Source organism: Marinobacter sp. ES-1, assembly GCF_000475255.1.
GTDB classification, from domain to species: Bacteria; Pseudomonadota; Gammaproteobacteria; order Pseudomonadales; family Oleiphilaceae; genus Marinobacter; species Marinobacter vinifirmus.
In genome coordinates this window covers 241,790-268,197 of record NZ_AXBV01000032.1, presented here as the reverse complement: position 1 = coordinate 268,197, position 26,408 = coordinate 241,790, and the positions used below count along the sequence as shown (strand labels likewise).

Sequence of the window (26,408 nt, the reverse complement as noted above, 5' to 3'; positions counted from 1 at the left end):
AATGGCGGTTTGGACTGCCGAGAGAGCCAGCAATGACCCCGGAACACCTGAACCAGCACCTGCGCAAGACCCTGAGCCGTGGCCGTGTGGCCGCATCGGCACCGGCAGGTTGCCCGGACCTCCCCTTGTACCTGTTTGATCCCTCGGTACTGGAAGGTCCCCTGAGCCATGATGAAGCCCAGGCCGTGGTAGCAGAGCCGGCGTACTGGTCATTCTGCTGGGCCAGCGGCCAGGTGCTGGCCAGCTGGATTTTGCAGCATCCGGAGCTGGTGGCCGGCAAAGCGGTACTGGATTTCGGCTCAGGCTCCGGCGTGGTTGCCGTGGCTGCGGCGCGGGCGGGTGCGGCCCGTGCCATTGCCTGCGATATCGATCCGGCAGCGCTGGATGCTGCCGCAGCCAATGCCCGGCTTAACGGTGTGCAGGTGGAGCTTTGTGACGACTGGGCGGCGCGGCCGGAATCCCTGGACCTGGTCACCGCGGCCGATGTGCTTTATGACCCTGACAACCGGCCGTTGCTGGAGGCGTTCCGGGCGGCAGCAAGCCGGGTTTTGCTGGCAGATTCGCGGGTTCGGGATCTCGGTAACCCGGCCTATCAGCTGCAAACGGTGATTGAAGCCAGGACCTGGCCAGACCTGAACGAATTCGAGGAGTTCAACAAGGTGCGTATCTACCTGGCGGAAGGTGCAGGCTGAGAATTTTCTGTGGCAGAAAAAACAAAGGGCAGCTCTAGGGCTGCCCTTTAACAGGTTTGAACCGCCATCCCGGGCAGTTCACAGTCGGAACAAGTGGTGCGTCCGTGCACTCGGGGCAACCGCCGTGTTGCCGTAATCCTTGCGTCTTTCCCTGATGGCCAGCGTCCGAGCCGGCAATCCAAATCGTTATCCCTTAAGCGAGGCATCCCTGTGTCCTTGCCTCTCCCCACAGTCCCTGCAGGGGTGCATCCAGTGCGTCGTCCTTTTCCCTGTCATCCTTGACGGTTCCCACTATACCAAGGCCAATCTGACAAACGTGTGACCGGCGCACACTATTTGCTGACTTCAACTATCACGTTAATAGTTTTTTCTTTGAATTCATGGCTCTGCGGGAAGTAGCTATGGGCCGGGCTGCGTCTTCGTACGTGAAGACACTGAAAGTTCCTACAGGCTTGTGAGATATCTCTTACAAGGATTCAGGCGAATCTCTCAAATCCATTTCGCGCGGCCTGCGTGTGCCGGGCCAGGGCAGCATGCCGATGGCAATCCCCAGGCTGTCTGCCAGCACATCGGCCAGGGAAAAATCCCGGTAGGGCAGGTTGGCCTGGACCACCTCCAGCAGCAGCCCGAAACCCAGCAGTGCCGGGGCATACCAGAAGGCGCTCAGGCGCGGCCAGGCCAGCCGGGTAACGATGGTCAGCTCGATAAAGGCAATCAGGTGATTGACCTTGTCATTATCGGACGACGGAATCGGGTAGCTGCTGCTGGTGGTGGCCAGGTACAGAATGGCGACAACCGACACCAGCAACACGGCCTGCCACAGGCGGCGCATGTGCAGAATATGCCGGATGGTTGGCCAGAGTCGCGTCATAGGGTAATCCGAAGGTGGTTGCGTGCTGTGGGAACGAGGCTGACATGATATGCTTTGCGCCCCGTTATTGTCATGGCAGCGGAGGACCACCAGCAATGCTCAAAGGAAACTTTTTTCGCGGACTGGGCTACCTGGGGGAGGGCTTCAGGCTGATTCGCCAGCCCGGCCTGAGGCTGTTCGTGATCATTCCTGTTGTGATCAACGTCATCCTGTTCGGGCTGATGTTCTATTTCCTGGCCGAGATGTTTTCCCTGATGATCGCCGGTGCCATGGCCTGGCTGCCCGACTGGGCCTGGCTGCAAGCGCTCGATTGGTTGTTCTGGCTGCTCTACGGCGTGGTTATCCTGCTGATGCTGGCCTACGGCTTCGTGATCGTTGCCAACCTGATCGGCTCTCCTTTTTATGGTTACCTGGCCGAGTTGACCGAAAAACACCTCACCGGCCAGGAAGTCAGCACGGATGGCAGCTGGGCCGCCATCATCAAGGACATTCCCCGGGCGCTGTGGCGGGAAGTCCAGAAAATTGCCTATTACCTGCCCCGGGCGCTGGGCCTGTTTATTATCGGCCTGATTCCGGTCGTTAACCTGGTGGCAGCGGTGCTCTGGTTCCTGTTCAACAGCTGGATGATGGCCCTGCAATATGTGGATTTCCCGGCCGATAACCACCGGGTCAGCTTCCCGAAATTAAGAAAAGACCTGGCAGCCAGCCGGCTTTCTGCCCTGGGCTTCGGCCTGCCGGTGGCCCTTGCGGCCATGGTGCCTGTGCTCAACCTGGTGGTGGTGCCGGCGGCCGTGTGCGGTGCGACCGCGTTCTGGGTGCGTGAAAACGATTCAAACCAACAGTAATTCAGTCAGCGGAGGTTTCTTGGAAACATCGGAATTTGTCATTGGTCAGCGTTGGGTAAGCCACAGCGATACCGCTTTGGGTCTGGGAATTGTTACCGACATTTCCGGGCGCAGGGTCACATTGGGCTTTCCCGCGGCCGATGAGGAGCGCACCTACGCCATCGATAATGCTCCCCTGTCGAGGATTGTGTACCAGATGGGTGAGGAAATAGAGACTTTCGAAGGCGAGAAATACATTGTGCGCGCCGTGGAGGACCTGAACGGCGTTCTGCTGTACCACGCCGACGATGGCGAAAATATCCACCAGGTTTCGGAAGTGAAGCTGGCCGGTTCGGTGAATTTTTCTGCCCCGCACCAACGCCTGTTTGCCGGCCAGTTCGACCGTAACGGAGCCTTCCGGTTGCGGGTGTCGACCCTGGAACACATGGATCGCCTGCGGGCCTCGCCGGCCCAGGGGCTGATTGGCGCCCGTACCCAGCATTTGCCGCACCAGCTCTATATTGCCCACGAAGTGGCCCGCCGCCACGCGCCCCGGGTACTGCTGGCCGATGAGGTGGGCCTGGGCAAAACCATCGAAGCCGGCCTGATCCTGCATTACCAGCTGCACACCGGCCGCGCCCGCCGGGCCCTGATTGTGGTGCCGGATTCGCTGATTCACCAGTGGCTGGTGGAAATGCTGCGCCGCTTCAACCTGCGTTTTTCCATCGTCGACCAGGGCCGCTACGACGACCTCAAGGCACAGGAAGATGATGTCGATGCCCTGGTAAACCACATCTTCGGTGACGACGATGACGGCGTTAACCCGTTCGAGGCGGACCAGCTGGTGCTGTGCAGCCTGGACTTCCTGGTGCGCAGCGAAAAGGCCAGGAACCATGCCCTCGCCGCCGGCTGGGACCTGATGGTAGTGGATGAAGCGCACCACCTGGCCTGGTCGCCGGAGCAGGCCGGCCCCGAGTATGAAGTGGTGGAAAGCCTGTCTGAGGCCAGCAAGGGCTTGCTGTTGCTGACGGCCACCCCGGAACAGGTCGGGATTGCCAGTCACTTTGCCCGGCTGCGCCTGCTGGACCCGGCCCGGTTCCATAACCTGGACAGTTTCCGGCAGGAAGAGCAGCAGTATGAGTGTATCAACCAGGTGGTGCGCCGGCTTCAGGAAAACTCGGACACCATCGCCGAGGACGACAAGTCCGCCTTGTCTGACTGGCTTGGTAGTGAACTGGACGAGCTGCTGGCCCGCGACAACGCCCACCATGCCGTGATTGATGCCTTGCTGGATCGCCACGGCACCGGCCGGGTACTGTTCCGCAATACCCGCGCGGCCATTCAGGGCTTCCCCGAACGCCAGTCGCTGCCGGAGCCGTTGCCGTGCCCGGAACTCTATGAAGAAGTGCGCCACGGCAAAACCGGCCTGGCGCCGGAGCAGTCGGCCCCGGAAGAGCAATGGCTGGCCGATGACCCCCGCGTGGCCTGGCTGGAAAAGAAACTGGCCAGCCTGCGCCCGGCCAAGGTGGTGGTCATCTGTGCCCGGGCCGACACCGCCATGGCGCTGGAACATTACCTGCAGCTGCGGGCCGGTATCCGCAGTGCTGCCTTCCATGAGCACCTGAGCCTGCTGGAGCGGGACCGGGCTGCCGCCTACTTTGCCGACACCGAGCAGGGTGCCCAGGCGCTGATCTGTTCCGAGATTGGCAGCGAAGGCCGCAACTTCCAGTTCGCCCATCACCTGGTGCTGTTTGACCTGCCGGAGAACCCGGACCTGCTGGAGCAGCGCATTGGCCGGCTGGACCGTATTGGCCAGACCGACGCCATCCGGATTCATATCCCGTACCTGCAGGGTACCAGCCAGGAACTGCAGTACCGCTGGTTCCATGAAGGCCTGAACGCCTTTGCCGAGAGCTGCGCGGTGGGTGTCGCCGTGCACGAACACGTGGCGGACAACTGGCAGAAAGCCCTGGACGGTGATGACAGTGTCATCGAGCCGCTGCTGGCGGACAGCGCCGCAGAGACCAAGCGCCTGAAAACCTTGCTGCATAACGGCCGGGATGCCTTGATCGAGCTGAACTCCTGTCGCCGTGAAGAAGCCGGCGCCCTGATTGCCGAGATCGAGAAAGAAGAGGGCTCTGCCCGGGTGCGGGATTATCTGGTGCAGGCGTTCGATATCCTGGGTGTTGATGTTGAAGACCACAGCGAACACGCCGATGTACTCAAGCCCGGAGAGCAATACCAGGCCGGCCATGTGGCGGAGCTGCCGGAAGACGGGCTGACCGTTACCTGGGAGCGGGAGCAGGCCCTGCAGCGGGAAGATATGGCGTTTATGAGCTGGGAGCACCCGATCGTGACCGGGGTGATGGATTCGGTAACCAGTTCCGGCCTGGGCAAGGCGGCGCTGGCCAATCTGTCGGTCAAGGCCCTGCCACCGGGTACCCTGTTGCTGGAGGCCGTGTTCGCGGTGCATTGTCCGGCGCCGGAAGCCCTGCAGCTGACCCGCTACCTGCCGGTTTCGCCGCTGCGCCTGGTGGTAGACGTCAACGGCCGGGATCTGTCCAAGGCCCTGCCCCATGACCGGCTGAACGAGCTGTGTTCCAACATCCGCCGCCGGACCGCCCAGGCTATCGTGCCCAAGATCCGGGCAGAAGTGGAAACCATGGTGGACCATGCCGAGCGGCTGGCCGAACCGAACCTCGAACCACTGCAGGAAAAGGCGCTGGCGCAGGTGGAAGCCGGCTTTGTACCGGAAATCCGCCGCCTTGAAGCCCTGAAGAAAGTAAACCCGGCTATCCGCGATGAGGAAATCGACTTCCTGCGCAAACAGCTGGAAGCCGCCCGCGAGGCGGTGGGCCATGCCAGCCTGGCGCTGGAGGGAATCCGGGTGATTGTCACATCCTGAGGCCCCTAACTGTCTGAATCCGGTGTGTTATCTGGAATACAGGCATCTGTTAGGGTAAGTTGAACGTAACGAAGTGTTAGCGAAGTGGCTCCGGCTGCGTGCCGGAGGCTCTAATCCATGGAAGACAGAGAGAACTTGCGATGACTTTGATTCTGTTTCTGGTAGCACTGGCCGGCCTGCTGTTTGTGATGCGCCGGGAGTCCGGTGCCAAACCGGCCATCGGCGTGATGCTGGTGGTGGGTGTGCTGTCCCTGTTGATGGCTTCCGGCTGGCTGACCCTGCTTCTGTTCCTGGGTGCGGCAGCCACGGCCGCTGCCGGTTTGCCCCAGTTCCGCATGAACTGGCTGACCCCCCGGGTGTTCGCCATGTTCAAGAAGGTGGCGCCGAAGGTTTCCGACACTGAAAAGGTGGCCCTGGAGGCTGGCACCGTAGGCTGGGACGGCGAGCTGTTCACCGGCCGCCCGGACTGGCACAACCTGCTGATCAACCGTCATACCGGCCTGAGCGATGAGGAACAGGCCTTTGTGGATAACCAGTGCACCCAGGCGATTTCCATGTGCAATGCCTGGGACCTGGCGGTAGAGCGGGCTGACCTGCCCAAGGAACTGTGGGATTTCCTGAAGCAGGAAAAATTCTTCGGCATGATCATTCCGAAGGAATACGGTGGCCTGGGTTTCTCTGCCAAGGCCCAGACAGCGGTACTGCAGAAACTGGCCGCCAACGAAATGCTGATGGTAACCGTGGGCGTGCCCAACTCCCTCGGCCCGGGCGAGCTGCTGGTCAAATACGGTACCCAGGAGCAGAAAGACTATTATCTGCCCCGGCTGGCGGATGGCCGTGAAGTGCCCTGTTTCGGCCTGACCGGCCCGCGCGCGGGCTCCGACGCTACCTCCCTGCCGGACACCGGCATCGTCTGCAAGCAGGAAGTAGATGGTAAAGAAGTGGTGGGTATTCGCCTGAACTTTGAAAAGCGTTGGATTACGCTGGCGCCGGTGGCCACCGTGGTCGGGCTGGCGTTCCGGATGTTTGACCCCGATGGTCTGCTGGGCGACACCAAAGATTACGGCATAACCTGTGCGCTGATTCCCCGAAATACCGAAGGTATGGAAATCGGCCGTCGCCATTGCCCGATCGGCTCGCCGTTCATGAACGGCCCGATCAAGGGCAAGGATGTGTTCATCCCGCTGGATTACATCATCGGTGGCCAGGAAATGGCCGGCCAGGGCTGGCGTATGCTGGTTGAGTGCCTGTCGGTTGGCCGCTGTATCACCCTGCCGTCCGGTGCAGCCGGTGCGGCTGCTTATGCCGTGGGCACTGCCGGTGGCTTCACCCGTATCCGCCGCCAGTTCAACACCCCGGTGGCAGAGATGGAAGGCGTGCAGGCGCCGCTGGCCCGGATCGCAGCCAAGACCTACATCGCCCAGTCTGCGGTCAACCATACCGCCAACATGATCGACCGGGGCGAAAAGCCGGCGGTACCGTCGGCCATTCTCAAATACCACCTGACCGAGTTCCAGCGTGACGTCCTCACCGATGCCATGGATGTGCACGGCGGCAAGACGGTTACCCTGGGGCCGCGCAACTATCTGGGTATCGGTTACAGTGGCGCCGCGGTGTCGATCACCGTGGAAGGCGCGAATATCATGACCCGTAGCCTGATGATCTTCGGCCAGGGCGCCATTCGCTGTCATCCCTATGTACTCAAGGAGCTGGCGGCCAAGGATAACGATGACATCAAGGCCTTCGATGAAGCCTTCTTCGGCCATGCCGGCCTGATCTTCGGCAACGCTGCCCGTGCCTTCACCCAGGCGCTGGGTATCGGCAAGGCGGATGTGCCGTTCGACAGCGCGTCGCGGCCCTACGCCCAGGCCCTTGCCCGCTTCAGTTCTGCCTTTGGCTTGTGTGCCGACGCCGCCATGACCACGCTCGGCGGCGAGCTGAAAATGCGCGAGCTGATTTCTGCACGCCTTGGCGACATGCTGGCCAACCTTTACCTGGCCTCTATGGTGCTCAAGAACTGGTATGAAACCCAGCCGGTGGACGGTGAGAAGGAGCTGATGCAATACAGCATGGCCCTGTTGCTGCACCGCACCGAGAAAGCCCTGGACGAGTTCCTGAAGAACCTGCCCAACCGCCCGGTCGCCCTGGCGTTGCGGGCCATCACCCTGCCGCTGGGCCGTCGCTGGGCCGAGCCGGGCGACGAGCTGACCCGCAAGCTGGCCAACAGCATCAGTACCGATACCCCGGTGCGGAGCAAGCTGACCGCAAATGCCTGGACCACGGCGGGCGAGGGCGACGTAGCTAACCCGCTGGCCCAGTACAACCGCCTGCTCAAGGATTACGGCAAGGCCGAGCAGTTGTACCGCAAAGCCACCAAGGCCTACGCCAAGGGTGAGCTGCCCATGACCGCCCTGCATCCGGAAGAACGGTTCGAGGCGGCCCTGGAGGCGGGCATCTTCAGCGAGGAAGAAGCCGGCTTTATGCGCGAGTATGAAGCGCTGGTGCTTGAAATGCTTACCGTCGACGACTTCCCGTTCGACGAGTTTGCCCGCAACAAGGACACCCTCATTGACCACAATCCGGCCTGAAGCAGGCCGCTGACATGTGGCTGTCGGTAGTTGCTGTCAGTGTTGGCGCCGTGATCGGCGCCAACCTGCGCTGGGCCCTGAGCCTGTGGCTGAATGCCAGTTACCATGCCATTCCCTGGGGCACCCTGGTGGCCAACCTCAGTGGTGGCTGGCTGATCGGGCTGCTGATGGGTTTCTTTACCCACAGCAGTGCGCTGGCCCCGGAGTGGCGGCTATTCGCGGTGACTGGCCTGTGTGGCGCACTGACGACCTTTTCTGCGTTCTCCCTGGAAATGTTCGCGGCCTTGCAGGAAGGCAAGTGGGCGGTGGCGCTAACCGGTATCCTGGCCCATGTCATCGGCTCCATCCTGATGACCGCTCTGGGCTTCTGGACCTTCACCCTGTTCAGGGCATAGCGCCGTTGCCGGGGTCGGTCAGGGTCTTGGTATCACTACCTACATAAATTCTTGAAATTACCCTTGGCAAGCGGGAAGTTCCAGAGTAGAGTGAATCCTGAAGGAAAGATTAGCAAAGCAGTTCATGAATAAGACGTACCTCCGCAGTTAGTAGTGCCGTCCTGTTTTTGATCCCGCGAGTTCAGTTTTTCCGTAACACGCTGACCAGCACCAGAATGGTGTGTGGCAGCAGATAAAATGATTGATTTCAGGAAGTTTACGTATGTCTACTGTTACCGGTACTGTTAAGTTCTTCAACGAAGCAAAAGGCTTTGGCTTTATCACTCGTGAAGGCGGCCCGGACGTATTTGTTCACTACAGCGCCATCCAAGGCTCTGGTTTCAAGACCCTGGCCGAAGGTCAGCAGGTTGAGTTCACCGTAACTCAGGGCCAGAAAGGTCCTCAGGCGGAGAACGTTGTTGCCCTGTAATCCCTGAGGATTCAGCAACATCAAAAGAAAGGCAGCGAAGGCTGCCTTTTTTTGTGTCCGCCCGGTTTGTCGGATCAGTGACCGAACAGCTCCTGATAGAACAGCAGGGTGCCGTCCCAGGAACGGCGGGCGGCGTCCTGGTCATAGCCAACCGGCATGCCGAACTTTTCCGCGAAGGCGTCCGCACCCGGATTGGTGAAGGAGTGCTTGACTCCCGGGAAGCTCACCAGGGCCAGGTCCACCCCGGCATCCTGCATTTCCTGAACCAGGCCGGCCACCTGTTCAGATGGCACCATCGGGTCGGCGCCTCCGGTATACACCTGGACCCGTGCGGTTACTTTGCCGGCTTCGGCCTGCAGCGGGCTGGCCAGGGCGCCGTGATAGCTCACCGCGCCATCAAGGTCGACGCCCATCCGTGCCATGTTCAGCACCACCGCGCCGCCAAAACAGTAGCCCTGGGCAGCAATCTTGTCGGCATCCACGGATTCGTGGGCCTGCAACAGCTCTTTCGCCTTGATAAAGCGGGCCTTTACCTGGTCCATGTCCCGGGTGGCTTGTTTCATGAACTCCTGGGCGGTGTCCGGGTGTTCTGCCAGTTTGCCTTGCCCGTACATGTCCAGGGCAAAGGCGGTATATCCGGCTGCGGCCAGCTGTTCGGCCTGCTCCCGGACAAAGTCGTTGTGGCCCCACCATTCGTGCACCAGCAGGATTCCGGGCCTCTTGCCTCCGGCTTCATCATCCCAGGCCAGGTAGCCGCTGAAGGCCTGGCCATCCAGGGTGTACTCCACGGTCTCGGTGCGCAGCTCAGCCTGCGCGGCGGTGCCGGCGATGGCCAGTGTCAGGGCGGTGAGCGAGTGTTTGTTCAAACGTGGTTTCATGGCTGTTCCTGCTCCTTAGACGTTGCTTGTTGTTCCCTGTACTACGACGGTGTAACGAAGTTCGATGAACCATTGGTCGAGAACTAAACGGTATGATAACGCCGGGCTTTGAACAAAATAGCATCAAAGCCGTCTTTTACCACCGGCATTCTTGACTATAGTTAAGTACAGGAACGGTTGTAAGTCCGAACTTGTTCGGGCGCCGTATATCCCCATACCAACAACAGCAACAATGCGGGGTGGTCTATGCTCCTGTCACATGCGTTTGGTCTTTTTACTCACCCTGACCAGGAGTGGGTATCCATCAGAAAGGAACACGAGAATCCAACCAGGCTGTATATCGCTTATATTGCCGTTCTGGCAGCTATCGCACCCGTCTGCGCCTATATTTCCACCGCCCACTTCGGCTGGTCGGTGGGTAATGAACGGCTGATCAAGCTGACGGAAATCAGCGCAGTTCAATTGAGTGTCCTGACCTACGTAGCCATGCTGGTCGGGGTCTTTGCCCTGGGCTATGCCATCAACTGGATGGCCAGGACCTACGGCGCCAAGGAAGAACATGTGCCGTCCAACGGCATTGCCCTGGCGGCCTATTCCTGCACACCGCTGTTCCTGGCGGGCTTTGCCCTGCTGTATCCGGTGCCCTGGTTCAACGCGGCGGTGTTCCTGGCCGCCGCCTGCTATGGCGCTTGGTTGATGTATGACGGTCTGCCCATTGTGATGGGCATCGAGAAAGAGCGTGCTGTCATGTACGGTGGCGCTTTGCTGACGGTCGCACTGGTGATCCTGGTGTCCACGCGTGTGGGTTCGGTGATCCTGTGGAACCTGGGGGTTGGTCCGGTCTTTATCAGCGGATAACCAACGTCCCTTTGTGTTCGTACCGGTTACGGGAGCTTCGGCTCCCGTTTTTATTTGACCTGTGCCAATGGCAAAGGCCTGCACCGGCCTTGTAGTATGGTTGAGTCCACTACAAGGAATCAGTAATGACCGACTCTCCCGAATCTCCCGGCTCTGCTGCGCTGGAGCCGGAACTCCTGCGTTCTCAACACTGGCAGGCCTTGCCGGCCGCCGAGGCTCGTGAACGGCTGAAGGCCGGACAGCCATTATCCGGTGCCGAAGTCGCGGAACGCCTGGCGGCCCTGGGCTACAACCGGTTGCCGGAAGCGGCCACGTCCGGCCCGCTTGCCCGCCTTGGCCGGCAACTGAAGAATTTCCTCATCTATGTGCTGATGACTGCGGTGGTGATTACCGGTGCCCTCGGCCACTGGGTCGATGCCGGGGTCATCCTGGCGGTGGTGGTCATCCAGACCCTGGTCGGCTTTCTGCAGGAGGGCCGGGCCGAGCAGGCGCTGTCGGCTATCCGGCACATGCTGGCGCCAAAGGCCCGGGTTGTCCGGGAAGATGGCCAGCACCAGGTGGATGCAGCAGAACTGGTGCCGGGTGATACCATTTTGCTGGAACCGGGTGACCGTGTACCGGCGGATATCCGCCTGGAAAAGTGCCACAACCTGAAGATTGAAGAAGCTATCCTGACCGGCGAATCCGAGGCGGTGGATAAAAACCCCGAGCCGGTTGAGGCCGAGGCTGCCCTGGGTGACCAGACCGGTATGGCTTTTTCCGGCACCATGGTGGCCACCGGAACCGGCCGGGGTGTGGTGGTGCGCACCGGCGCCAGTACCGAAATTGGCCGGATTTCCGGCCTTCTGGCCAGCACGACCACCCTGAAAACGCCCTTGCTGGAGCAGATGGACCGGTTTGCCCGGGTGTTATCGATTATTGTGATCCTGACCGGGGTGGCGATTTTCTTTGGCGGCCTCGCGTTCAGCGGCCTGGAGTTCCGGGAGCTGTTCATGGCGGTAGTGGGGCTCACCGTTGCGGCCATTCCCGAGGGCCTGCCTGCGATACTGACCATTACCCTGGCCATTGGTGTCCGCCAGATGGCTCGTCGCAAGGCCGTGGTCCGGCGTATGCCGGTGATCGAAACCCTGGGTGCGGTGTCGGTGATCTGTTCCGACAAAACCGGAACCCTCACCCGCAATGAAATGATGGTGACCGCCGCCGTGGCCGGTGGCCAGCGCTATGATGTCACCGGCGAGGGCTATGGCTTTGAGGGCGCGGTGTGCCGTAACGGTGTGCCGGCAGAGGCCAGCCCGGTGCTGGCGGAAATGGCGCGGGCCGCGGCCCTGTGCAACGATGCCAGTATCAGCCACCGGGATGGCCGGGCCGTGATTCATGGCGACCCCATGGAAGCCGCGCTGAAGGTGTTCGCCAGCAAGGCGGCGTTCGATGTAGAAGCCAGTACCCGGGATTGGCCAAGGGTCGATGAAGTACCCTTTGATACCAATGTCCGCTTTATGGCGACCCTGCACCATGATCATCATGGCCGTGAGGTGGCCTACCTGAAAGGCGCACCAGAGCGGATTTTGCGGATGTGTTCGCACCAGTTGTCGGACACCGGTGAGCAGGTTGAACTTGACCACCCGGCATGGGACGGAATCATTGCCGGGATGGCGTCCGAAGGCCTGCGGGTGCTGGCGATTGCCCGCCGGCCCGTGACAGCCGGCAGCCGTGAGCTGGTTGTGGAAGAGCTGGAGCAGGGGGCTGAACTGCTGGGTGTGGTGGGTCTGCTGGATCCACCCCGGCAGGAAGCCATCCAGGCCATCGAAGAATGCCACAGTGCCGGTATCCGGGTAAAAATGATCACCGGTGACCACGCCCTGACCGCCGGAGCCATCGCCCGCAAGCTGGGGTTGCGCAATACCGACAAGGTGCTCACCGGCAAGGACCTGGACGCCATGGACGAGCAACAGCTGCAGCAGGCGGCCGGTGAAGTGGATGTTTTCGCCCGCACCAGCCCGGAACACAAGCTGAGGCTGGTGGCAGCCCTGCAGGCCCTGCATGGCGTAGTGGCCATGACCGGTGACGGGGTGAATGATGCCCCGGCCCTGAAGCGGGCGGATGTGGGTATCGCCATGGGCGTGAAAGGCTCGGAAGCGGCCCGCGAGGCTTCGTCGGTGGTCTTGCTGGACGACAACTTTGCCAGCATTGTGGCCGCGGTGCGGGAAGGGCGTACGGTCTACACCAATTTGCGCAAGGGCATTGCTTTTATGCTGCCGATCAATGGCGGCGAATCCATCAGCCTGATTACCGCCTTGCTGCTGGGGCTGGCGCTGCCGATATCCGCGTTGCAGATTCTTTGGGTGAACATGGTGAGCTCGGTGGTGCTGGCCATGACCCTTGCCTTTGAACCACCGGAGCCGGGTGTGATGGCCCAGCCGCCGAGGCCCCGGGACGAACCCCTGCTCCGGGGCTTTGTGGTCTGGCGGGTGGCGTTTGTCTCTTTGCTTTTCCTGGCCGGCATCTTTGGCGCCTGGTTCTGGGCCATGTACAACTATGACGATGCCGTGGTGGCCAGTACCCTGGCGGTGAATACCCTGGTGGCCATGGAGGTGTTCTACCTGTTTGCGGTCCGTTACCTGGATACGCCGTCGATCACCTTGCGGGGTGTGCTGGGTACTCCGGTGGTGCTGCTGGCAGTGTTTGCAGTGATTGTCCTGCAGTCCCTGTTCACCTGGGTGCCCTGGTTCCAGAACACCTTTACCAGTGCCGCGCTTTCCCCTGAAGCGCTGGGTTTTGCGGTACTGGCCGGTGTGGCGGTGTTGGTGCTGCTGGAGTTGGAAACGGCAATCCGAAGATACCTCAGGGCAGCCCGCGGGTAATCACGGACGGGTCGCCCCGGCCTTCCACGGCTGCCAGTTCGGCACTGGAGAGCCAGGCTCCGGGGGGCTTGTCGAGCACCTCGGCGCAGGCCGCCAGGGTGTGGCCCCAGGAGCAGTGATTGGCAAACAGCATGCCGCTTTCGTTCAGGGTGCCGCCGCGGTTGATGTAACCCAGCACCCGGCTGTGGGACGGCTGGGGGAACAGGTTGTGCAGGTGGCCCCGGAATACTTCCGGGCGCATATGGGTAAGCGCAACCCGCCGCTGCAGGCGATGGGGGAACAACCGCTCCCGCTCGAATTCGTTCAGGCAGAAGGCGGCTTCGTGCGGATCCCTGGGCTGGCGGAAGCGCCCGGGCTCCTGCAGGTACACCAGCCGGAACGCGGTGCCGGTTTCCCGCAGGCGCTCGCAGGCCCGGATGGCTTCGGACAGCTGGTAGGCGCCGCTGGCAATCAGCAGGATCGGTTCTTCTCCGGTGGAGGTGTCTTCGTCGACCACCAGCGCGCCGTGGCGGGCCAGGGTTTCTGCCTCACCGGCATTGAATACGCAGGGCCGTTCCCGCTTCGGGATCACCATGCAGCTGATCCGGCCCCGTTCAGTGAAGACCGAAGGCAGAACTGCGAGGGTGCTGTTGTAGTCCGCCGGGAACAGTACCCGGGAAACATCGCTCATCTCGCCCAGCATGGCTTCGCAGAAGGTGGTGTCCTGGTGTGACTGTTCGTTCTTGCCGTTCTCCCAGGTGTGGGAGGTGGCTATCACCGGAAAGCCCAGCCAGCGGGCCGGCCGGCCCACTTCTTTCTGGTGCCGGGCAAAGATCAGCTCCTGGCGAATGGCGCCGAGCATTTTCACACAGAAGGCTTCGTAGCTGGCGACCAGGTTCAGGCCGGCCTTGTTGGCCAGGCAGGCAGACACCACGGCCTCTTCATTCAGGGCGGTGATGATCTTGCCGTGGATTGATTCCTGGAGGTTTTCGGGGTCATTAACCCGGTGTTTCAGGTCAGCCAGGATACCGGTCAGGCGGTTGCTGGCGAGCTCATCGGGGTTGCCTACCCGGGGTCGTAGCCCGGGGTTGTCTTGCACCAGCGCCCGGAAGAACTCGTCGACCGCAGACATGGGGGAACCCTGGTTCTGGCTCCAGGGCAGGGCTGGAAACGAAGGCTCCGGCGGGTTACGGGTGGCCAGGGCATGGTCCCGCTCCAGTGGCCGCCGTTGCAGGGCGTGTTCATTGAGTTCCGCGACGGCTTGCTGGAGGTCTTTAGGTTCAACCCACAGCGGCGTGATGTGCTCCTGGAACAATTCCCGGGCACGGGTATCCAGCCTGGGGTTGCCCGGTAACGGCAGGTTATGGGCCGGGTTCTGGCCGGCGCCGTAGAAGCCGTAGCCCTTGACGGTTTCGGCAATGCCGTAGGGAATCTGGACCGGATACGCAAGTTCGCCTTTTTTGGCGGCTTCTCCGTTGGCAGCCAGTGTGGCTTCCATCTCGTACAGGGCGCAGACAAAGGCAGCCGGGTCCTTGCCATCAAAGCGGAAGGGCGCAAAGTCCCGGGCCAGCAGGTGTTGTTCGAAGCGCTCCAGGCCTTCCCGGGTACCCAGTTCGGTACGCTGCTCAATCCGGCGGCCGTTGGCAATCATCACCGGCAGCACCTGCCCGCAGTCTTCTGCCCGCCACCAGCGGGGTATCCAGTCACTTCCCCGTTGTTCTTCGGCGGCACCGTCAGACAGAAACGCCACCAGCGACTCTCCGGGCAGCGGCATGTGGGCATACTGCAGTTCGGCGAACCCGAGATAGCCGCCCTCAATAATGCCGCCGGCGGTGTGCGGGTTAACGTGGCTGCCCAGGGGCGATGCCATGGAGCCATCGGGCTTTTGCCGGTAGCTGTAAAAATCCGAGGCCAGGCGGGACAGGCCGTCTGCGGCCTGGTACCGGGCTTTCTGTTCCGGGTGCAGGTTGCCGGTCAGAACGTTGATGGCATCTATGGCAGCAACGCAGTGGCCCTGGCCCATCAGCCAGCTTCGGGTTTGTCCGGTCAGGTTGTTCAGGGCCAGGTAGGCGGCATAGGCCGGCACCATGTTGAGCGCGCCACCGGTGTGGCCTTCCGGGGCGGTTTTGAAATCCTTCGGTTGCAACGGGGCACCGGTAATATCCACCCGGTTGCAGTAGGTCATGTGCACCACCAGCCACAGGCCGGCGCTGGTCAGCCGGTCCAGGGCGATCAGTTTGCGGTATACGCTGTCGGCGTCCGGCTGTTGGCCTGCTGCCACCAGTTTCTGTGCCAGCGCCTGTACCTGGCGTGCGGTGGTCTCAGAGTGCCGGATTATGCCATAGCCCTGTTGCCAGCACTGGAACACCGGGCTCGCCGCGGTCGCATCCGGCGTTGGAACCTGTTTGATTGGCGAAGACATAGTCGGCCTCCATGACATTGATAATTGTCAGAGCAGTGTAATGGCAGTGCCGGGAGGGGCCCTTGATGCAGGTCATTGGAGTCTGCATCTATTGACGGGCTAATGATCGCGTGCGTGGGAGGGCAGGGGTGCGCCTGTTGATTCGAGACTGGCCCGGGCGGGCTGGCCCCAGTAATAACCCTGGCCCTGCAGGCCGGGGAACTGCTGCAGCCAGACGGCAATGGCTTCTTCTTCCACACCTTCCACGACAACGTCCAGGTCCAGGGCGGTGCCCAGTTCCAGTGCCGCTTTCAGGATTTTCTGGCGGGCCGGATAGTCCAGCACGTTGTGCAGGAAGCTGCGGTCTATCTTCAGTTCATCCAGCCGGAACAGGGCCAGGGTGCCCAGGGAGGAATGGCCGGAACCGAAGTCGTCCAGGGCAATCCGGAAACCCATGTCGCTGAGGATTTCGATGGTATGCCGGGCCAGCTCCGGGTCGGTCATCATGGCGGTTTCGGTGATCTCCAGGATGATATTCCGGGGCAGCAGATGGTGCCGGCGCAGGATCGCCCGGGCCTGTTCGGCGAACAGCAGGTGAGCCAGGTCCTTGGCGGAAATATTGACGCTGATGGCGATGTGGTCGCCGTACCTTGCCCGCAGGCCGCTGGCATCACGGCAGGCCCGGTCCAGCACCCAGCGGGTAACCTGGTGGATAATGCCCACTTCCTCGGCCAGCGGAATCCACTGGTCCGGGGGGATTCGTCCGAATTCGCTGTGTTCCCAGCGCAGCAGGGCTTCCACCGAGCTGATCCGGCCGTCGCGGATACTCACTTTCGGCTGGTATTCCAGCCACATGTCGCCGGAGTTCAGGGCATCTTCAACGTCCAGCATCAGGATCTGCTGGCGGTACTGCCACTCGGCAATAGACGGGTCATAAACACTCAGGGCATTGTCGCTGTTCAGGGAGGCAAAGCCCGCCGCCGACAGCAGGCTGCCGGCGTCGGTGCCATGCTCCGGGGCGTGGGCAAGGCCCAGTGACGCAGCCCAGGAGAACGAAAACCGGCCGTCCCTGAAGTTGCCCGATAACCAGTCGGTAATGGCACTCAGGGCGCGGGTTTCGAGCTCTGGCTGGTTCGGGCTGCGGCGCAGGGCAAAGGCATGGTTGACGGTATCCAGTGTGGCAATGGCATAGCCGTTGATGGGAATCATCTGCTCGCCCAATGCCTGTTTCAGGAACCGGTTCATCTTCCGCAGGTACTGCCTCAACAGCTCTTCGGCAGAGCGGTAACCCAGCGCCTGCTCCAGTTCATTGAAGCGGGTCAGCCGCACCATGCACAGCGTGTAAGGGGTTTGCCGGCTGTCGATGGCGGTCAGCGCCTCTTCCAGCATGGGGCGGTTGGGTTTGCCGGTTACCCGGTGGGTTTTCAGGACCCGGTCGTAATCCTGTTCAATGCGCGCGCGCAGGGCCTGTTCTTCCCGGGCGCGGATGTCGGCGCTCAGCCGGCGTTTGCGCTCTTCCAGCAACAGCCGGCCGACACCGCTGGTGAGGATGAGGGAGCCGGCGGCTGCCCCCAGAAAGAACGCGGAGTCGGTCAGCGGATTGACCGGCAGCCAGCCGATGGTTGTCAGGGACGTGGTGAGTGCGCCGACCAGAATGGCCAGTACCGACAGGGCGAAATAACGGGCGTAGACGTGCTTGCGGATCTGCCCCAGCACCAGTCCGAAGATGAACACGCCACCGGTGGCGGCAACTACCAGGAACACATCCTGCCCCAGCGGGCCGATGGCGAAGGGGGCCGCCAGCAGGTGCAGGCCGGCGGCCAGGCTGAAGCCCCGGAGTAGCCGGGCACCATGCCGGCCCACGGCAATAAAATGGGGGGTGAATTCACACAGGGCAATCAGGCATAGTGGCAGGCTGACGGACAGCAGGGCGTTGAGCTCCGGTATGCCGGGCCAGATCAGCCAGAGCCCCAGGCCATCCATCACCAGCTGGCTGTAGATAACACCCACCATCAGCACACTGAGCCAGGCCAGCCCGGGCCGGCGAAGCCTGATGACAATGCTCAGGTTAAGCAGCAGGGCAAACACCAGCATGCCGGTGACGAAGGATTTCCAGACCATGACCGGGAGGTCAGGCTCGGCGATGGCCGTGTCGCCAATCAGCGATGTAGCCTGTTGGCCCAGAAATGCCGCCAGCAAACCATAGACTGCCACCACCAACAGCACCACAAACGGAAACCAGCGTTGCAGCCCGCTGCCACTGGCGCGCCGGCCCCGGGCGCGCGCCGGGCTGTGTTGGTTTGTGGAGGCTGCGCCCATTCCGTAGCAATCCTGATTGGTACAAAGGCTTCGATACACAATGTTACTTAATATAACATCTTGCAACATTATGAATTTGAACAAATTTTAATGCATTTATAGATATTTTACATTTGGAGTTTCATGGGGATGGTTAAAATGAGACCTGTTCCCGATAGCTCCACTCCAACAGAGGATACCCCGTGACCATCCAGATACTGACCACCGGCGGCACCATCGACAAGGTGTACTTTGATGCCAACAGCAAGTTCGAGATCGGTGACAGCCTGTTGCCGGAATTGCTGGCAGAGTCGAACATCCATGAGGGCTATGCCATCCGGGAGCTGATGCGCAAAGACAGCCTGGAACTGACCGATGACGACCGCGACGGCATTCTCGAGGCGGTAAAGCAGACCGAACATTCCCGCATTATTATCACCCATGGCACCGACACCATGGCCCAGACGGCCCAGGTCCTGAAAACCCTGCCCGATCGCACCATTGTGCTGACCGGGGCCATGCAACCGGCCCGGATGCGTCGTACCGATGCCATCTTCAATATCGGCTTTGCCTGGGCGGCGGCCCGGCTACTGCCGCCGGGCGTCTACATTGCGATGAATGGCGAGGTGTTCGAGGCGGGAGCGGTGCGCAAGAACCTGGAAGCCCAGAAGTTCGAACGTATCGATGACGCAGCCCGGTAGCGCTCGCTAAACCGAATCGATTTCTGACCGGGTCAGTTCCCGAAACTGGCCCGGTGCCAGCCCTGCATCCAGTTCAATCGCACCGATGCGTTGTCTGTGCAGTGCCGTGACATGGTTTCCCACCGCCGCCAGCATGCGTTTGACCTGGTGGTAACGGCCTTCGCTGATGGTCAGCTCTATCTCCTGTTCAGAACAGGCCAGTACCTGCGCCGGTCGCGTGGCCGTGTCTTCTCCGTTGAGCTGAATGCCTTGTTCCAGGGCCTGTCGGGCTTCTGCCGTTAATGGCTCGGCCAGCTGTACCCGATAGGTTTTCGGGCAGTCCCGCCGGGGCGAGGTAACCCGGTGCGACCACTGGCCATCGCTGGTGATCAGGAGGAGTCCGGTGGTGTCTTTGTCGAGCCGTCCGGCAATGTGCACCTGCCGCGCCAGCTCCGGTGGCAGCAGGTCCAGCGCGGTGGGCTGGTTGCTGTCGGTTGTGGCGCTGATTACTCCGGCGGGTTTGTGCAACATCAGGTACAGCTCGCCGGGCAGGGTCACCGGTTCGCCGTCGAGCAGCACGCTGTCGCCGGTGTTGATGTTGGCGCTGGTGCTGCGGCACAACTGGCCGTTCACCTGAACCCGCTTGCCGGTGATGGCCCGCTTGGCGTCTTTGCGGGACAACCCGGTGCCGTTGGCAAGGTATTGGTCCAGGCGCATCAGCAAGTATGCCCCTGAGCCGGTGGGGCCAGTGTGGCCAGGCACAGCACCGGCAGTTCTCCGGTCAGCCGGGCCCAGAGCAGCGGCAGGGCGTCCGGATTGATGGCCGGCCGGCCCAGCCGGCCGCTGGGGATCGGGGCTAAACCCTGATCCGAGAGGTTCGCCAGGGTAAAGGTAAACGGGTGCGCGCCGGGAATGCCCAGGCGGATGTCGGTGGCGGTAATCTGTTGGCCGGCCTGCTCATAGTGCAGGAAGCCCCGGGTGAACCACTCAAGGCGCCGGGCTTCCGGTAAGTCAGCTACCCGGGCCCGGAGCACCGGATTGCGGGGGAAGTATTCCAGTGACAGTTCCGGCGTGCGATCCAGAAAACCGGTAACAATCTCCACCCGGGCGTCGTCGGTGATGGCCGTGGCTCGCCATAACAGGGTATTGAACGGCATGGGTTGTACCATCAGGGCCGGCTGTTCCAGCCCGGCCCGGGCCAGTGCCGGTTGAACCCTGTCGGTGATGATTTGCTGTGCCACCAGCGTCCAGCCCAGATACAGGGTGGATAGCCCCAGTGCCAGGCTCAGCGCCGTGCGGGCCGGGGGGCGCACCAGAAACGCCAGGCAGCCGGCCAGCAGCGGCAGGGTGTAGAGCGGGTCAATAATGAAAATGCTGTTGATGGCCACCGGTGTGCCGAACGGCCAGAACAACTGGGTGCCGTAGGTGGTGAACGCGTCCAGCAGGGGGTGGGTGATCAGGATAAGCGCTACCAGCGCCAGCCATCGCCGGTAGCTGATAACCGGCTTCCAGCGCCACAGGCCCCAGGCGATCAGCAGCGACAGGGGCGCAAGAATCAGCAGGGAATGGCTGAAACCCCGGTGCTGGGTAAAGTTGGCGACCGCGGTGCCATAGTCGATGACTACGTCGAGGTCCGGCAGGGTGCCCAGCAAGGCGCCGGTCAGCAGTGCCGACCGCCCCAGGGTTTTGCCGGCCACGGCTCCGGCCAGGGTGGCGCCAAGGGCGGCCTGGGTAATGGAGTCCATGGTTCAGCTACCGGCCTGGATATCCAGCGCCTGCAGCAGTTGCCCGGACGGAAAGCCGTCGGCAATCAGGCCTTCGGCTTTCTGGTACTGGCGGATGGCCTTGCGGGTGTTGGAACCCAGAATGCCGTCAGGCTCGCCACTGCTGTAGCCCTTCGCGCTCAGGGTTTCCTGCAGCTGCATGATCTGGTCCCGGGACAAGGCAGGCTGGTCTTCCGGTGGCGGGTTCTGCAGGCCGCCGGCACCGGCCACCCGGTCGGCCAGGTGGCCAACGGCGATGGCGTAGAACTCCGAGCGGTTCCAGCCCATGATGACTCGGAAGTTGCTGTAAGCCAGGAAGGCCGGGCCCTGGTGGCCGCTGGGCACCACCAGTGCGGCTTCAATGGGCTCCCGGGCCAGGGCGTTGCCGAAGGCATCGGTAATGCCCAGTTTCCGCCACTCGGCCAGGGGCAGCCGGCGCCCATCGGCCTGGCTGAAGTCAAAGTTTTCGGGCAGTAACACTTCCCGGCCCCAGCGGTAGTCGCCGTCCCAGCCCATGGATTCCAGGAACTTGCCGGCCGACATCATGGCATCGGGCAGGCTGTTCCACAGGTCCCGGCGGCCATCGCCATCGGCGTCTACGGCGTGTTTCAGGAAAACCGTGGGCATGAACTGGACGTGGCCCATGGCGCCGGCCCAGGAGCCTTCCATCTGCTCCGCCGGAATGGCGCCCTCGTCGATAATGCGCAGGGCGGCAATCAGCTGTTCGGTGAAGAAGGTCGTGCGGCGCGGGTCACAGGCCAGGGTGGTCAGGGCACTGGGCACCTGCATCTTGCCGAAGTGGCTGCCGTAGTTGGTTTCCAGGCCCCAGAACGCCACCAGGTAGGGGGCAGGGACACCGGTTTCCCGGGTCACCCGGGCCAGCAGGTCCTTGTGCTCGGCCAGCATTTCCCGGCCCTTGCTGATCCGGCTTTCGTTAACCCGGCGGTTCAGGTAGTCGGCAAAGGTGGTGGTGAACTCCGGTTGCCGGCGGTCCAGTTCGATTACCCGTTCCAGGTAGCTGACATCGGCCATCACCCGGCTGGCGGTGTCGGCACTGACACCGGCCTGGACCGCTTTGTCTTGCAGGCCTGCCTTGCACTCTGCAAAGGCGGCGTCGGTCATGGTGGGTAGTTCTGCCATCGAAGCCTGGCTGGTAAAGAGCAGGGCTGGCAGGAAAAGGGCAGTCAGGGCGTGACGTACTGGCCCCGGCATCGGCTGATTGGCCACAGTAAAACCTCGCAAGATGAATGGGCGGGTATGAATGCCATGTTAGCGCGTTTTTACGGTTCGGAAATACCGCTGAACCGGCCCGGGAGTGACAATTCTTTAATCCCGGAGTTCCGGTACCCGTTCTACCAGTCGCTCACGGGGGAAGTGGCAGATGAATTCGCTGCCTTCGCCGGGTTTGCTGCGGATTTCCAGGTTGCCATCGTGGTTGATCAGCACGTGTTTGACGATGGCCAGTCCCAGACCGGTGCCACCGGTGTCTTTATGCCGGCTTGGGTCGGCGCGGTAGAAGCGCTCGGTCAGGCGGGGAATGTGAACCGGGTCGATGCCGATACCGCTGTCTTTGACGGACAGATGGGCGCCGTCGCGGTTGGCCGTCCAGGATACGGTCACTTCGCCTTCCGCCGGCGTGTACTTCACTGCGTTGAACACCAGGTTGGAGAAGGCGCTGCGCAGCTGGCTTTCATCGCCCTGCAGTAGCCGGTGGTCGGAAATATTGACGGTAATGCGGTGCTGTTTGCTGCCGCTCAGGGCCTGGGCGTCGTGACAGATCTGGTTCAGCAGGGCATCCATGTCGGCAAGGGTGTCATCTACCGTGTGTTCACCGGTTTCAATACGCGACAGCAGGATCAGGTCGGTAATCAGGGCTTCCATCCGGGATGACTGGGCGGCCATGGTGTTAATGGCCCGGCGCCACTTGGGTGGCAGTTCGTCGGCATGGTCAACGAGGGTTTCGAGGTAGCCGCTGATTACCGTGAGCGGGGTGCGCATTTCATGGGAAACGTTACCCACGAAGTCCCGGCGCATCTGTTCCAGCTGGTACAGCCGGGTAACGTCCTTGGCCACGATCAGGCGGTCGTCGTCGCCGAACAGGCTGATCTGGATTTGCAGGTGGAGATGGGGCTTGGCCGGGGAGTTCAGTTCCAGCGGTTCCCGGTAGTCCCGGGAGTCGAAGTAGGCCTTGAAGGCCGGGTTTCGGATCAGGTTGTGGATGTACTGGCCCCGGTCGGTACTGCGCCGGAACCCCAGCAGGTGTTCGGCAGAGCCGTTCCACCATTCCATGGTGCCCCGGGCGTCGGTCATGATCACACCGTCGCGCATGGCATTGGTGGATTCCTGAACCCGGTTGATGCGGGCCCGGAGGCGGTCCTGTGTACGCAGGTGGCTCTGGTGCAGCTTGTTCAGGCCATCAAAGATGCTGCCCCACATGCCGATACTCTGGGGCGCTTCTTCGCTGGCGTCCGGGTTGTCCAGCCACTGGTACAGGCGGCGGGCCTGGATCAGGGTCCACCAGAGGTAACCCACCAGGCCAACCAGCAAGCCGTATACCGGTTCACCAAAATACAGGCCAACCAGCGTGGTACTGGCCAGGATGGCCAGGATCAGGCGCAGATATCGTGACCACTTGTGTTGCATCGGGCGCAGCCTTGTTCTGTGTTCTGGTATCAGGCCAGGGGCCGAAGCGGTTATGCGACCCTGGTGGAGAACCTGTAGCCGGTGCCCCGGACGGTCTGGACCAGGTGGTCGTAGCGGTCGCCAAGGGCCTTGCGCAGGCGCCGGATATGTACGTCTACCGTACGCTCTTCAACATAGACATTGCCACCCCAGACCTGGTCCAGCAACTGCGACCGGGTATAGACCCGTTCCTGGTGGGTCATGAAAAACTGCAGCAACCGGTACTCGGTGGGGCCCATGGTCAGGGCACCTTCCGGAGTGGTTACCCGGTGGCCGACCGGGTCCAGGGTCAGCCCGTCCACTTCGATCGGGCTGTCGACACCGGCCGGCGTTGCCCGGCGCAGTACCGCTTTCAGCCGGGCAACCAGTTCCCGCGGGCTGAAGGGCTTGGTGATGTAATCATCGGCACCAACTTCCAGGCCCTGGATCTTGTTGTCTTCCTCAACCTTGGCGGTCAGCATGATAATCGGGATGTCGGCGGTTGCCTCTTCCTTTTTCAGCCGCCGTGCCAGCTCGACACCACTGGTGCCCGGGAGCATCCAGTCCAGCAGAATGAGGTCCGGCTGCCGGTCAACTACCAGGGCGTGGGCCTGGCGGGCATCCTCTGCCTCGAGGTAGTCGTAATCAGCCATTTCGAGGGCCACGGCGATCATTTCGCGGATGGCTGGCTCGTCATCGACGATCAGGACAGTTTTTCCATTCATGTGCTTCAACCTGTGTCAGAACCCCGGGAGCAGGATTTGCGCTCCCCAGTAATGTTGCTGGCTCATTACAACGCGTCTTTGTTACAAGTATATGACACGATTGAGCTAGCGGCGGTTCCGTGCCTGCTGGCAACTCAGAGAAGCTGGTCGACCACCAGCCCGGCAAATACCGCAAACCCGGCCCAGTTGTTGTTCAGGAAGGCCTTGAAGCAACCTTCCCGGGCACGGTCGCGGGCCAGGTACTGGTGATAGGCAAACAGGCCTGCCATTACCGCCACGCCCAGGTACCAGAATGTGCCCAGTTCTGCCTGGCCTCCTACAATCACCAGGATCAGCACCACCAGCGCCTGCAGTATGCCGATAATCGCCCGGTCGGCTTCGCCGAACAGGATGGCGGTGGATTTAATGCCGATTTTCAGGTCGTCATCCCGGTCCACCATGGCATAGAGCGTATCGTAGGCCACGGTCCACAACACGTTGGCGGTGAACAGCAGCCAGGTAAGCTGGCTCAGCTCGTTGGCCTGGGCGGCCCAGGCCATGGGGATGGCCCAGGAGAACGCGGCCCCCAGAAACAGCTGGGGCAGCTGGGTGTAGCGCTTCATGAACGGGTAAATAAACGCCAGCAGGGCGCCGCCGAAGGACAGGTACAGGGTCAGCCGGTTGGTGAACAGTACTACCATCAGGAAGGAAACCAGGCACAGGCCCAGAAACAGGGCAACGGCTTCCCAGGACTGGATGCGGCCGGTGGTCAGGGGGCGGTCCTGGGTGCGTTTTACGTGGCGATCCCAGTCCCGGTCGGCAAAGTCGTTGATGGCGCAGCCGGCGGCCCGCATAAAGAACACGCCCAGGGTGAAAATAATGACGTTGGCAATAGACGGGCTGCCGTCGCCGGCCAGCCAGAGTGCCCAATAGGTGGGCCAGAGCAACAGCAGGCTGCCGATAGGCCGGTCAATGCGAAGCAGGCGGGCGTAGTCGGCCAGGCGTGCCTGGACAGGGTCTGGCAGGGCATTCTGCAACATGGTGCGCTCTTCCGTGGGTCAGGTGCGTGGCAAACACCGGATTATAGCCAGCCAGGGCCCGGGGGTTAAACCGAAGCTTACCGGTACAGTACCGGCAACAGATATTCGACCACCATCAGGGCGTTGTTGCCGTGGTGGAACAGGGAACGCCGGGCCAGCCGGGGCTGAAGCGGATGATCGGGCAGGCACAGGCCGGTTTCCAGCGGCCCCCGTGACCAGTCCGGGCCGCTGAACAGAAAGGCACCCAGGGGCTTGTTGCCCAGGTGGCGCAGTTGCCTGCCCTTGCCTTCAAAACACTGGTGGGGGATGACCGTGCGGGCCAGGACCCAGGGCTGGCCATCGCCGCACAGGCGGACTTCGCGGATCCAGGCCTGTTGCCGGGGCTGCAGCCCGAGCCGGCGAACCTCTTCCGGGAACGGCGTGGCGTAGCCTTCGCGCGCGACTTCCACATGGAAGCTCTCGAGGCACCGCTGCTTCAGGGCCTGGGTGAAAGACCCTTCCACCTGCAGCCAGTAGCGGGCCGGGCCGTGAACCTCCGGGTTGCGCAGCCCGGCCGCAGCCAGCGACCGGTACCAGCGGGTAGGCGGGATCTTCAGGCTGTTTTCCCGGTCAGAGTCCTTTGACAGCATAGATGCCGGGGGCGTTACGCCAGTAACCTTTGTAGTCCATGCCGTAGCCGAACAGGAAGCGGTCTTCAACGCAGAGGCCGGTGAAGTCGGCTTTCAGGCCCGGACGGGCCTTGCGGTCGTGGATCTTGTCGACCAGTACCGCGGTCAGCACTTCCCGGGCGCCGTGGGCCAGGCAGTAGTCAGCGATGGCGCACAGGGTGGTGCCTTCATCCAGGATGTCGTCGACAATCAGCACCGTGCGGTCTTTCATGTCGGATTCCGGCTGGAGTTTCCACTCGAGGATGCCGCCGGTGGTTTCCTGGCGGTAGCGGGTGGCGTGCAGGTATTCCGCCTGCACCGGGAATTTGAGGCGGGGCAACAGCTGGCCGGTTGTGATCAGGCCACCGTTCATAACGCAGAACAACAGCGGGTTACTGTCTTTCAGGCGATCGGTGATGGCCGAGGCCATGGTGTCGATGGCGGCACTTACCTGTTGTTCGTCTACCAGGCAGTCGGCTTCAGCCATGACCTGGTTCATTTCGGCGACGGTATCGGTCATAACGGTCGGTCCTGTCGTAAAACCGGCGATTATACCGAACCGGTTGCCCTGAAGGGAGGGGCAGATGGTGGACGGACTATCTGTAATCATGCCTATTGGCACAAAACCCGGGCAACCGGCGTCTCGCGTGGCATTGGTCACAGACCGGGTGGAGGGTATTATGGCGCACGGAATTTTAACGGAGAGCAAGTATGAAGAAGTGGCAGTGTGTAGTGTGTGGCCTGATTTACGACGAAGCCGAAGGCTGGCCGGAAGACGGCATCGAGCCGGGCACAAAGTGGGAAGATGTGCCGGATGACTGGGTATGCCCGGACTGTGGCGTGGGCAAGGAAGACTTCGAGATGATCGAAATCGGCTGATTAACGGAGCAGGAC

Annotated in this window: 22 protein-coding genes; 10 read left to right on the top strand and 12 right to left on the bottom strand. The window is 61.8% G+C overall.

What is annotated here, in order from left to right:
• Positions 1–32: 32 nt before the first annotated feature.
• The gene (locus tag Q668_RS04975; RefSeq protein WP_022988508.1) at positions 33–692 is read left to right on the top strand and encodes a 50S ribosomal protein L11 methyltransferase; all 660 of its coding nucleotides are present in this window, start codon (positions 33–35) and stop codon (positions 690–692) included.
• Positions 693–1,158: 466 nt separating this feature from the next.
• Here Q668_RS04975 and Q668_RS04970 read toward each other — a convergent pair whose 3' ends face one another.
• Positions 1,159–1,563, bottom strand: a complete 405-nt coding sequence (locus tag Q668_RS04970) for a VanZ family protein (protein WP_036219163.1) — start codon at positions 1,561–1,563, stop codon at positions 1,159–1,161.
• Between the two features lie 95 nt (positions 1,564–1,658).
• Between Q668_RS04970 and cysZ the strand changes: the two genes are divergently transcribed.
• From cysZ to Q668_RS04945, 5 genes are all read left to right on the top strand, one after another.
• Positions 1,659–2,408, top strand: coding sequence for a sulfate transporter CysZ (cysZ, locus tag Q668_RS04965; protein WP_022988506.1), 750 nt, complete (start codon positions 1,659–1,661; stop codon positions 2,406–2,408).
• A gap of 19 nt (positions 2,409–2,427) precedes the next feature.
• Positions 2,428–5,292: an RNA polymerase-associated protein RapA gene (rapA, locus tag Q668_RS04960; RefSeq protein WP_022988505.1), complete on the top strand. Its 2,865-nt coding sequence runs from the start codon at positions 2,428–2,430 to the stop codon at positions 5,290–5,292.
• Positions 5,293–5,432: 140 nt separating this feature from the next.
• Entirely contained in the window at positions 5,433–7,880 is a 2,448-nt protein-coding gene (locus Q668_RS04955) for an acyl-CoA dehydrogenase (protein ID WP_022988504.1), read from the top strand.
• Positions 7,881–7,894: 14 nt separating this feature from the next.
• Positions 7,895–8,275: a fluoride efflux transporter CrcB gene (crcB, locus tag Q668_RS04950; protein WP_022988503.1), complete on the top strand. Its 381-nt coding sequence runs from the start codon at positions 7,895–7,897 to the stop codon at positions 8,273–8,275.
• 262 nt (positions 8,276–8,537) lie between these two features.
• Positions 8,538–8,744 carry a cold-shock protein gene (locus Q668_RS04945; protein ID WP_008939715.1) on the top strand — a complete coding sequence of 69 codons (207 nt, stop codon included), beginning with the start codon at positions 8,538–8,540 and terminating at the stop codon, positions 8,742–8,744.
• A gap of 74 nt (positions 8,745–8,818) precedes the next feature.
• On the opposite strand, the gene Q668_RS04940 is transcribed toward Q668_RS04945, so the two are convergent.
• The gene (locus Q668_RS04940) at positions 8,819–9,622 is read right to left on the bottom strand and encodes a dienelactone hydrolase family protein (protein ID WP_022988502.1); all 804 of its coding nucleotides are present in this window, start codon (positions 9,620–9,622) and stop codon (positions 8,819–8,821) included.
• A 246-nt stretch (positions 9,623–9,868) separates the two neighbouring features.
• Between Q668_RS04940 and Q668_RS04935 the strand changes: the two genes are divergently transcribed.
• Positions 9,869–10,480 carry a Yip1 family protein gene (locus tag Q668_RS04935; protein WP_022988501.1) on the top strand — a complete coding sequence of 204 codons (612 nt, stop codon included), beginning with the start codon at positions 9,869–9,871 and terminating at the stop codon, positions 10,478–10,480.
• Positions 10,481–10,605: 125 nt separating this feature from the next.
• Entirely contained in the window at positions 10,606–13,341 is a 2,736-nt protein-coding gene (locus tag Q668_RS04930) for a cation-translocating P-type ATPase (protein WP_022988500.1), read from the top strand.
• Here the strand turns inward: Q668_RS04930 and Q668_RS04925 are convergent.
• Together Q668_RS04925 and Q668_RS04920 are read right to left on the bottom strand one after the other, a co-directional pair.
• Positions 13,322–15,742 carry a D-xylulose 5-phosphate/D-fructose 6-phosphate phosphoketolase gene (locus Q668_RS04925; RefSeq protein WP_022988499.1) on the bottom strand — a complete coding sequence of 807 codons (2,421 nt, stop codon included), beginning with the start codon at positions 15,740–15,742 and terminating at the stop codon, positions 13,322–13,324. The genes Q668_RS04930 and Q668_RS04925 overlap by 20 nt on opposite strands.
• A 99-nt stretch (positions 15,743–15,841) precedes the next feature.
• A complete protein-coding gene (locus tag Q668_RS04920; RefSeq protein ID WP_022988498.1) occupies positions 15,842–18,040 on the bottom strand; it encodes an EAL domain-containing protein in 2,199 nt (732 codons plus the stop codon).
• Positions 18,041–18,222: 182 nt separating this feature from the next.
• Between Q668_RS04920 and Q668_RS04915 the strand changes: the two genes are divergently transcribed.
• Positions 18,223–18,720, top strand: coding sequence for an asparaginase domain-containing protein (locus tag Q668_RS04915; protein WP_022988497.1), 498 nt, complete (start codon positions 18,223–18,225; stop codon positions 18,718–18,720).
• Between the two features lie 6 nt (positions 18,721–18,726).
• Here Q668_RS04915 and Q668_RS04910 read toward each other — a convergent pair whose 3' ends face one another.
• From Q668_RS04910 to Q668_RS04875, 8 genes are all read right to left on the bottom strand, one after another.
• Positions 18,727–19,416 (bottom strand): pseudouridine synthase, encoded by a 690-nt coding sequence (locus tag Q668_RS04910; protein WP_022988496.1) that lies wholly within the window; start codon positions 19,414–19,416, stop codon positions 18,727–18,729.
• Positions 19,416–20,444, bottom strand: coding sequence for a metal-dependent hydrolase (locus Q668_RS04905; protein WP_022988495.1), 1,029 nt, complete (start codon positions 20,442–20,444; stop codon positions 19,416–19,418). The genes Q668_RS04910 and Q668_RS04905 overlap by 1 nt, the downstream gene beginning before the upstream one ends.
• Before the next feature lie 3 nt (positions 20,445–20,447).
• Positions 20,448–21,674: a lytic murein transglycosylase gene (locus Q668_RS04900; RefSeq protein WP_036219243.1), complete on the bottom strand. Its 1,227-nt coding sequence runs from the start codon at positions 21,672–21,674 to the stop codon at positions 20,448–20,450.
• Positions 21,675–21,788: 114 nt separating this feature from the next.
• A complete protein-coding gene (gene phoR / locus Q668_RS04895; protein ID WP_022988493.1) occupies positions 21,789–23,105 on the bottom strand; it encodes a phosphate regulon sensor histidine kinase PhoR in 1,317 nt (438 codons plus the stop codon).
• Positions 23,106–23,155: 50 nt separating this feature from the next.
• Positions 23,156–23,848 carry a phosphate regulon transcriptional regulator PhoB gene (gene phoB, locus Q668_RS04890; RefSeq protein WP_022988492.1) on the bottom strand — a complete coding sequence of 231 codons (693 nt, stop codon included), beginning with the start codon at positions 23,846–23,848 and terminating at the stop codon, positions 23,156–23,158.
• Between the two features lie 134 nt (positions 23,849–23,982).
• Positions 23,983–24,867 carry a 4-hydroxybenzoate octaprenyltransferase gene (ubiA, locus tag Q668_RS04885; protein WP_022988491.1) on the bottom strand — a complete coding sequence of 295 codons (885 nt, stop codon included), beginning with the start codon at positions 24,865–24,867 and terminating at the stop codon, positions 23,983–23,985.
• A gap of 77 nt (positions 24,868–24,944) precedes the next feature.
• Positions 24,945–25,496, bottom strand: coding sequence for a chorismate--pyruvate lyase family protein (locus tag Q668_RS04880; protein WP_022988490.1), 552 nt, complete (start codon positions 25,494–25,496; stop codon positions 24,945–24,947).
• Positions 25,477–26,034: a hypoxanthine-guanine phosphoribosyltransferase gene (locus Q668_RS04875; protein WP_022988489.1), complete on the bottom strand. Its 558-nt coding sequence runs from the start codon at positions 26,032–26,034 to the stop codon at positions 25,477–25,479. The genes Q668_RS04880 and Q668_RS04875 overlap by 20 nt, the downstream gene beginning before the upstream one ends.
• A gap of 191 nt (positions 26,035–26,225) precedes the next feature.
• Between Q668_RS04875 and rubA the strand changes: the two genes are divergently transcribed.
• Positions 26,226–26,393, top strand: coding sequence for a rubredoxin RubA (gene rubA, locus Q668_RS04870; protein WP_022988488.1), 168 nt, complete (start codon positions 26,226–26,228; stop codon positions 26,391–26,393).
• Positions 26,394–26,408 lie beyond the last annotated feature (15 nt).

What these genes read in the sequence shown, in the direction of transcription:
- Q668_RS04920 (WP_022988498.1), bottom strand. Translation starts at nt 18,040, where the DNA reads ATGGGCGCAGCCTCCACAAACCAACACAGCCCGGCGCGCGCCCGGGGC.
- phoB (WP_022988492.1), bottom strand. Translation starts at nt 23,848, where the DNA reads ATGAATGGAAAAACTGTCCTGATCGTCGATGACGAGCCAGCCATCCGC.
- Q668_RS04955 (WP_022988504.1), top strand. Translation starts at nt 5,433, where the DNA reads ATGACTTTGATTCTGTTTCTGGTAGCACTGGCCGGCCTGCTGTTTGTG.
- ubiA (WP_022988491.1), bottom strand. Translation starts at nt 24,867, where the DNA reads ATGTTGCAGAATGCCCTGCCAGACCCTGTCCAGGCACGCCTGGCCGAC.
- Q668_RS04900 (WP_036219243.1), bottom strand. Translation starts at nt 21,674, where the DNA reads ATGCCGGGGCCAGTACGTCACGCCCTGACTGCCCTTTTCCTGCCAGCC.
- rubA (WP_022988488.1), top strand. Translation starts at nt 26,226, where the DNA reads ATGAAGAAGTGGCAGTGTGTAGTGTGTGGCCTGATTTACGACGAAGCC.
- crcB (WP_022988503.1), top strand. Translation starts at nt 7,895, where the DNA reads ATGTGGCTGTCGGTAGTTGCTGTCAGTGTTGGCGCCGTGATCGGCGCC.
- Q668_RS04910 (WP_022988496.1), bottom strand. Translation starts at nt 19,416, where the DNA reads ATGCGCCTGGACCAATACCTTGCCAACGGCACCGGGTTGTCCCGCAAA.
- Q668_RS04940 (WP_022988502.1), bottom strand. Translation starts at nt 9,622, where the DNA reads ATGAAACCACGTTTGAACAAACACTCGCTCACCGCCCTGACACTGGCC.
- Q668_RS04935 (WP_022988501.1), top strand. Translation starts at nt 9,869, where the DNA reads ATGCTCCTGTCACATGCGTTTGGTCTTTTTACTCACCCTGACCAGGAG.
- Q668_RS04875 (WP_022988489.1), bottom strand. Translation starts at nt 26,034, where the DNA reads ATGACCGATACCGTCGCCGAAATGAACCAGGTCATGGCTGAAGCCGAC.
- Q668_RS04905 (WP_022988495.1), bottom strand. Translation starts at nt 20,444, where the DNA reads ATGGACTCCATTACCCAGGCCGCCCTTGGCGCCACCCTGGCCGGAGCC.
- Q668_RS04975 (WP_022988508.1), top strand. Translation starts at nt 33, where the DNA reads ATGACCCCGGAACACCTGAACCAGCACCTGCGCAAGACCCTGAGCCGT.
- Q668_RS04945 (WP_008939715.1), top strand. Translation starts at nt 8,538, where the DNA reads ATGTCTACTGTTACCGGTACTGTTAAGTTCTTCAACGAAGCAAAAGGC.
- cysZ (WP_022988506.1), top strand. Translation starts at nt 1,659, where the DNA reads ATGCTCAAAGGAAACTTTTTTCGCGGACTGGGCTACCTGGGGGAGGGC.
- Q668_RS04930 (WP_022988500.1), top strand. Translation starts at nt 10,606, where the DNA reads ATGACCGACTCTCCCGAATCTCCCGGCTCTGCTGCGCTGGAGCCGGAA.
- Q668_RS04925 (WP_022988499.1), bottom strand. Translation starts at nt 15,742, where the DNA reads ATGTCTTCGCCAATCAAACAGGTTCCAACGCCGGATGCGACCGCGGCG.
- Q668_RS04970 (WP_036219163.1), bottom strand. Translation starts at nt 1,563, where the DNA reads ATGACGCGACTCTGGCCAACCATCCGGCATATTCTGCACATGCGCCGC.
- phoR (WP_022988493.1), bottom strand. Translation starts at nt 23,105, where the DNA reads ATGCAACACAAGTGGTCACGATATCTGCGCCTGATCCTGGCCATCCTG.
- Q668_RS04880 (WP_022988490.1), bottom strand. Translation starts at nt 25,496, where the DNA reads ATGCTGTCAAAGGACTCTGACCGGGAAAACAGCCTGAAGATCCCGCCT.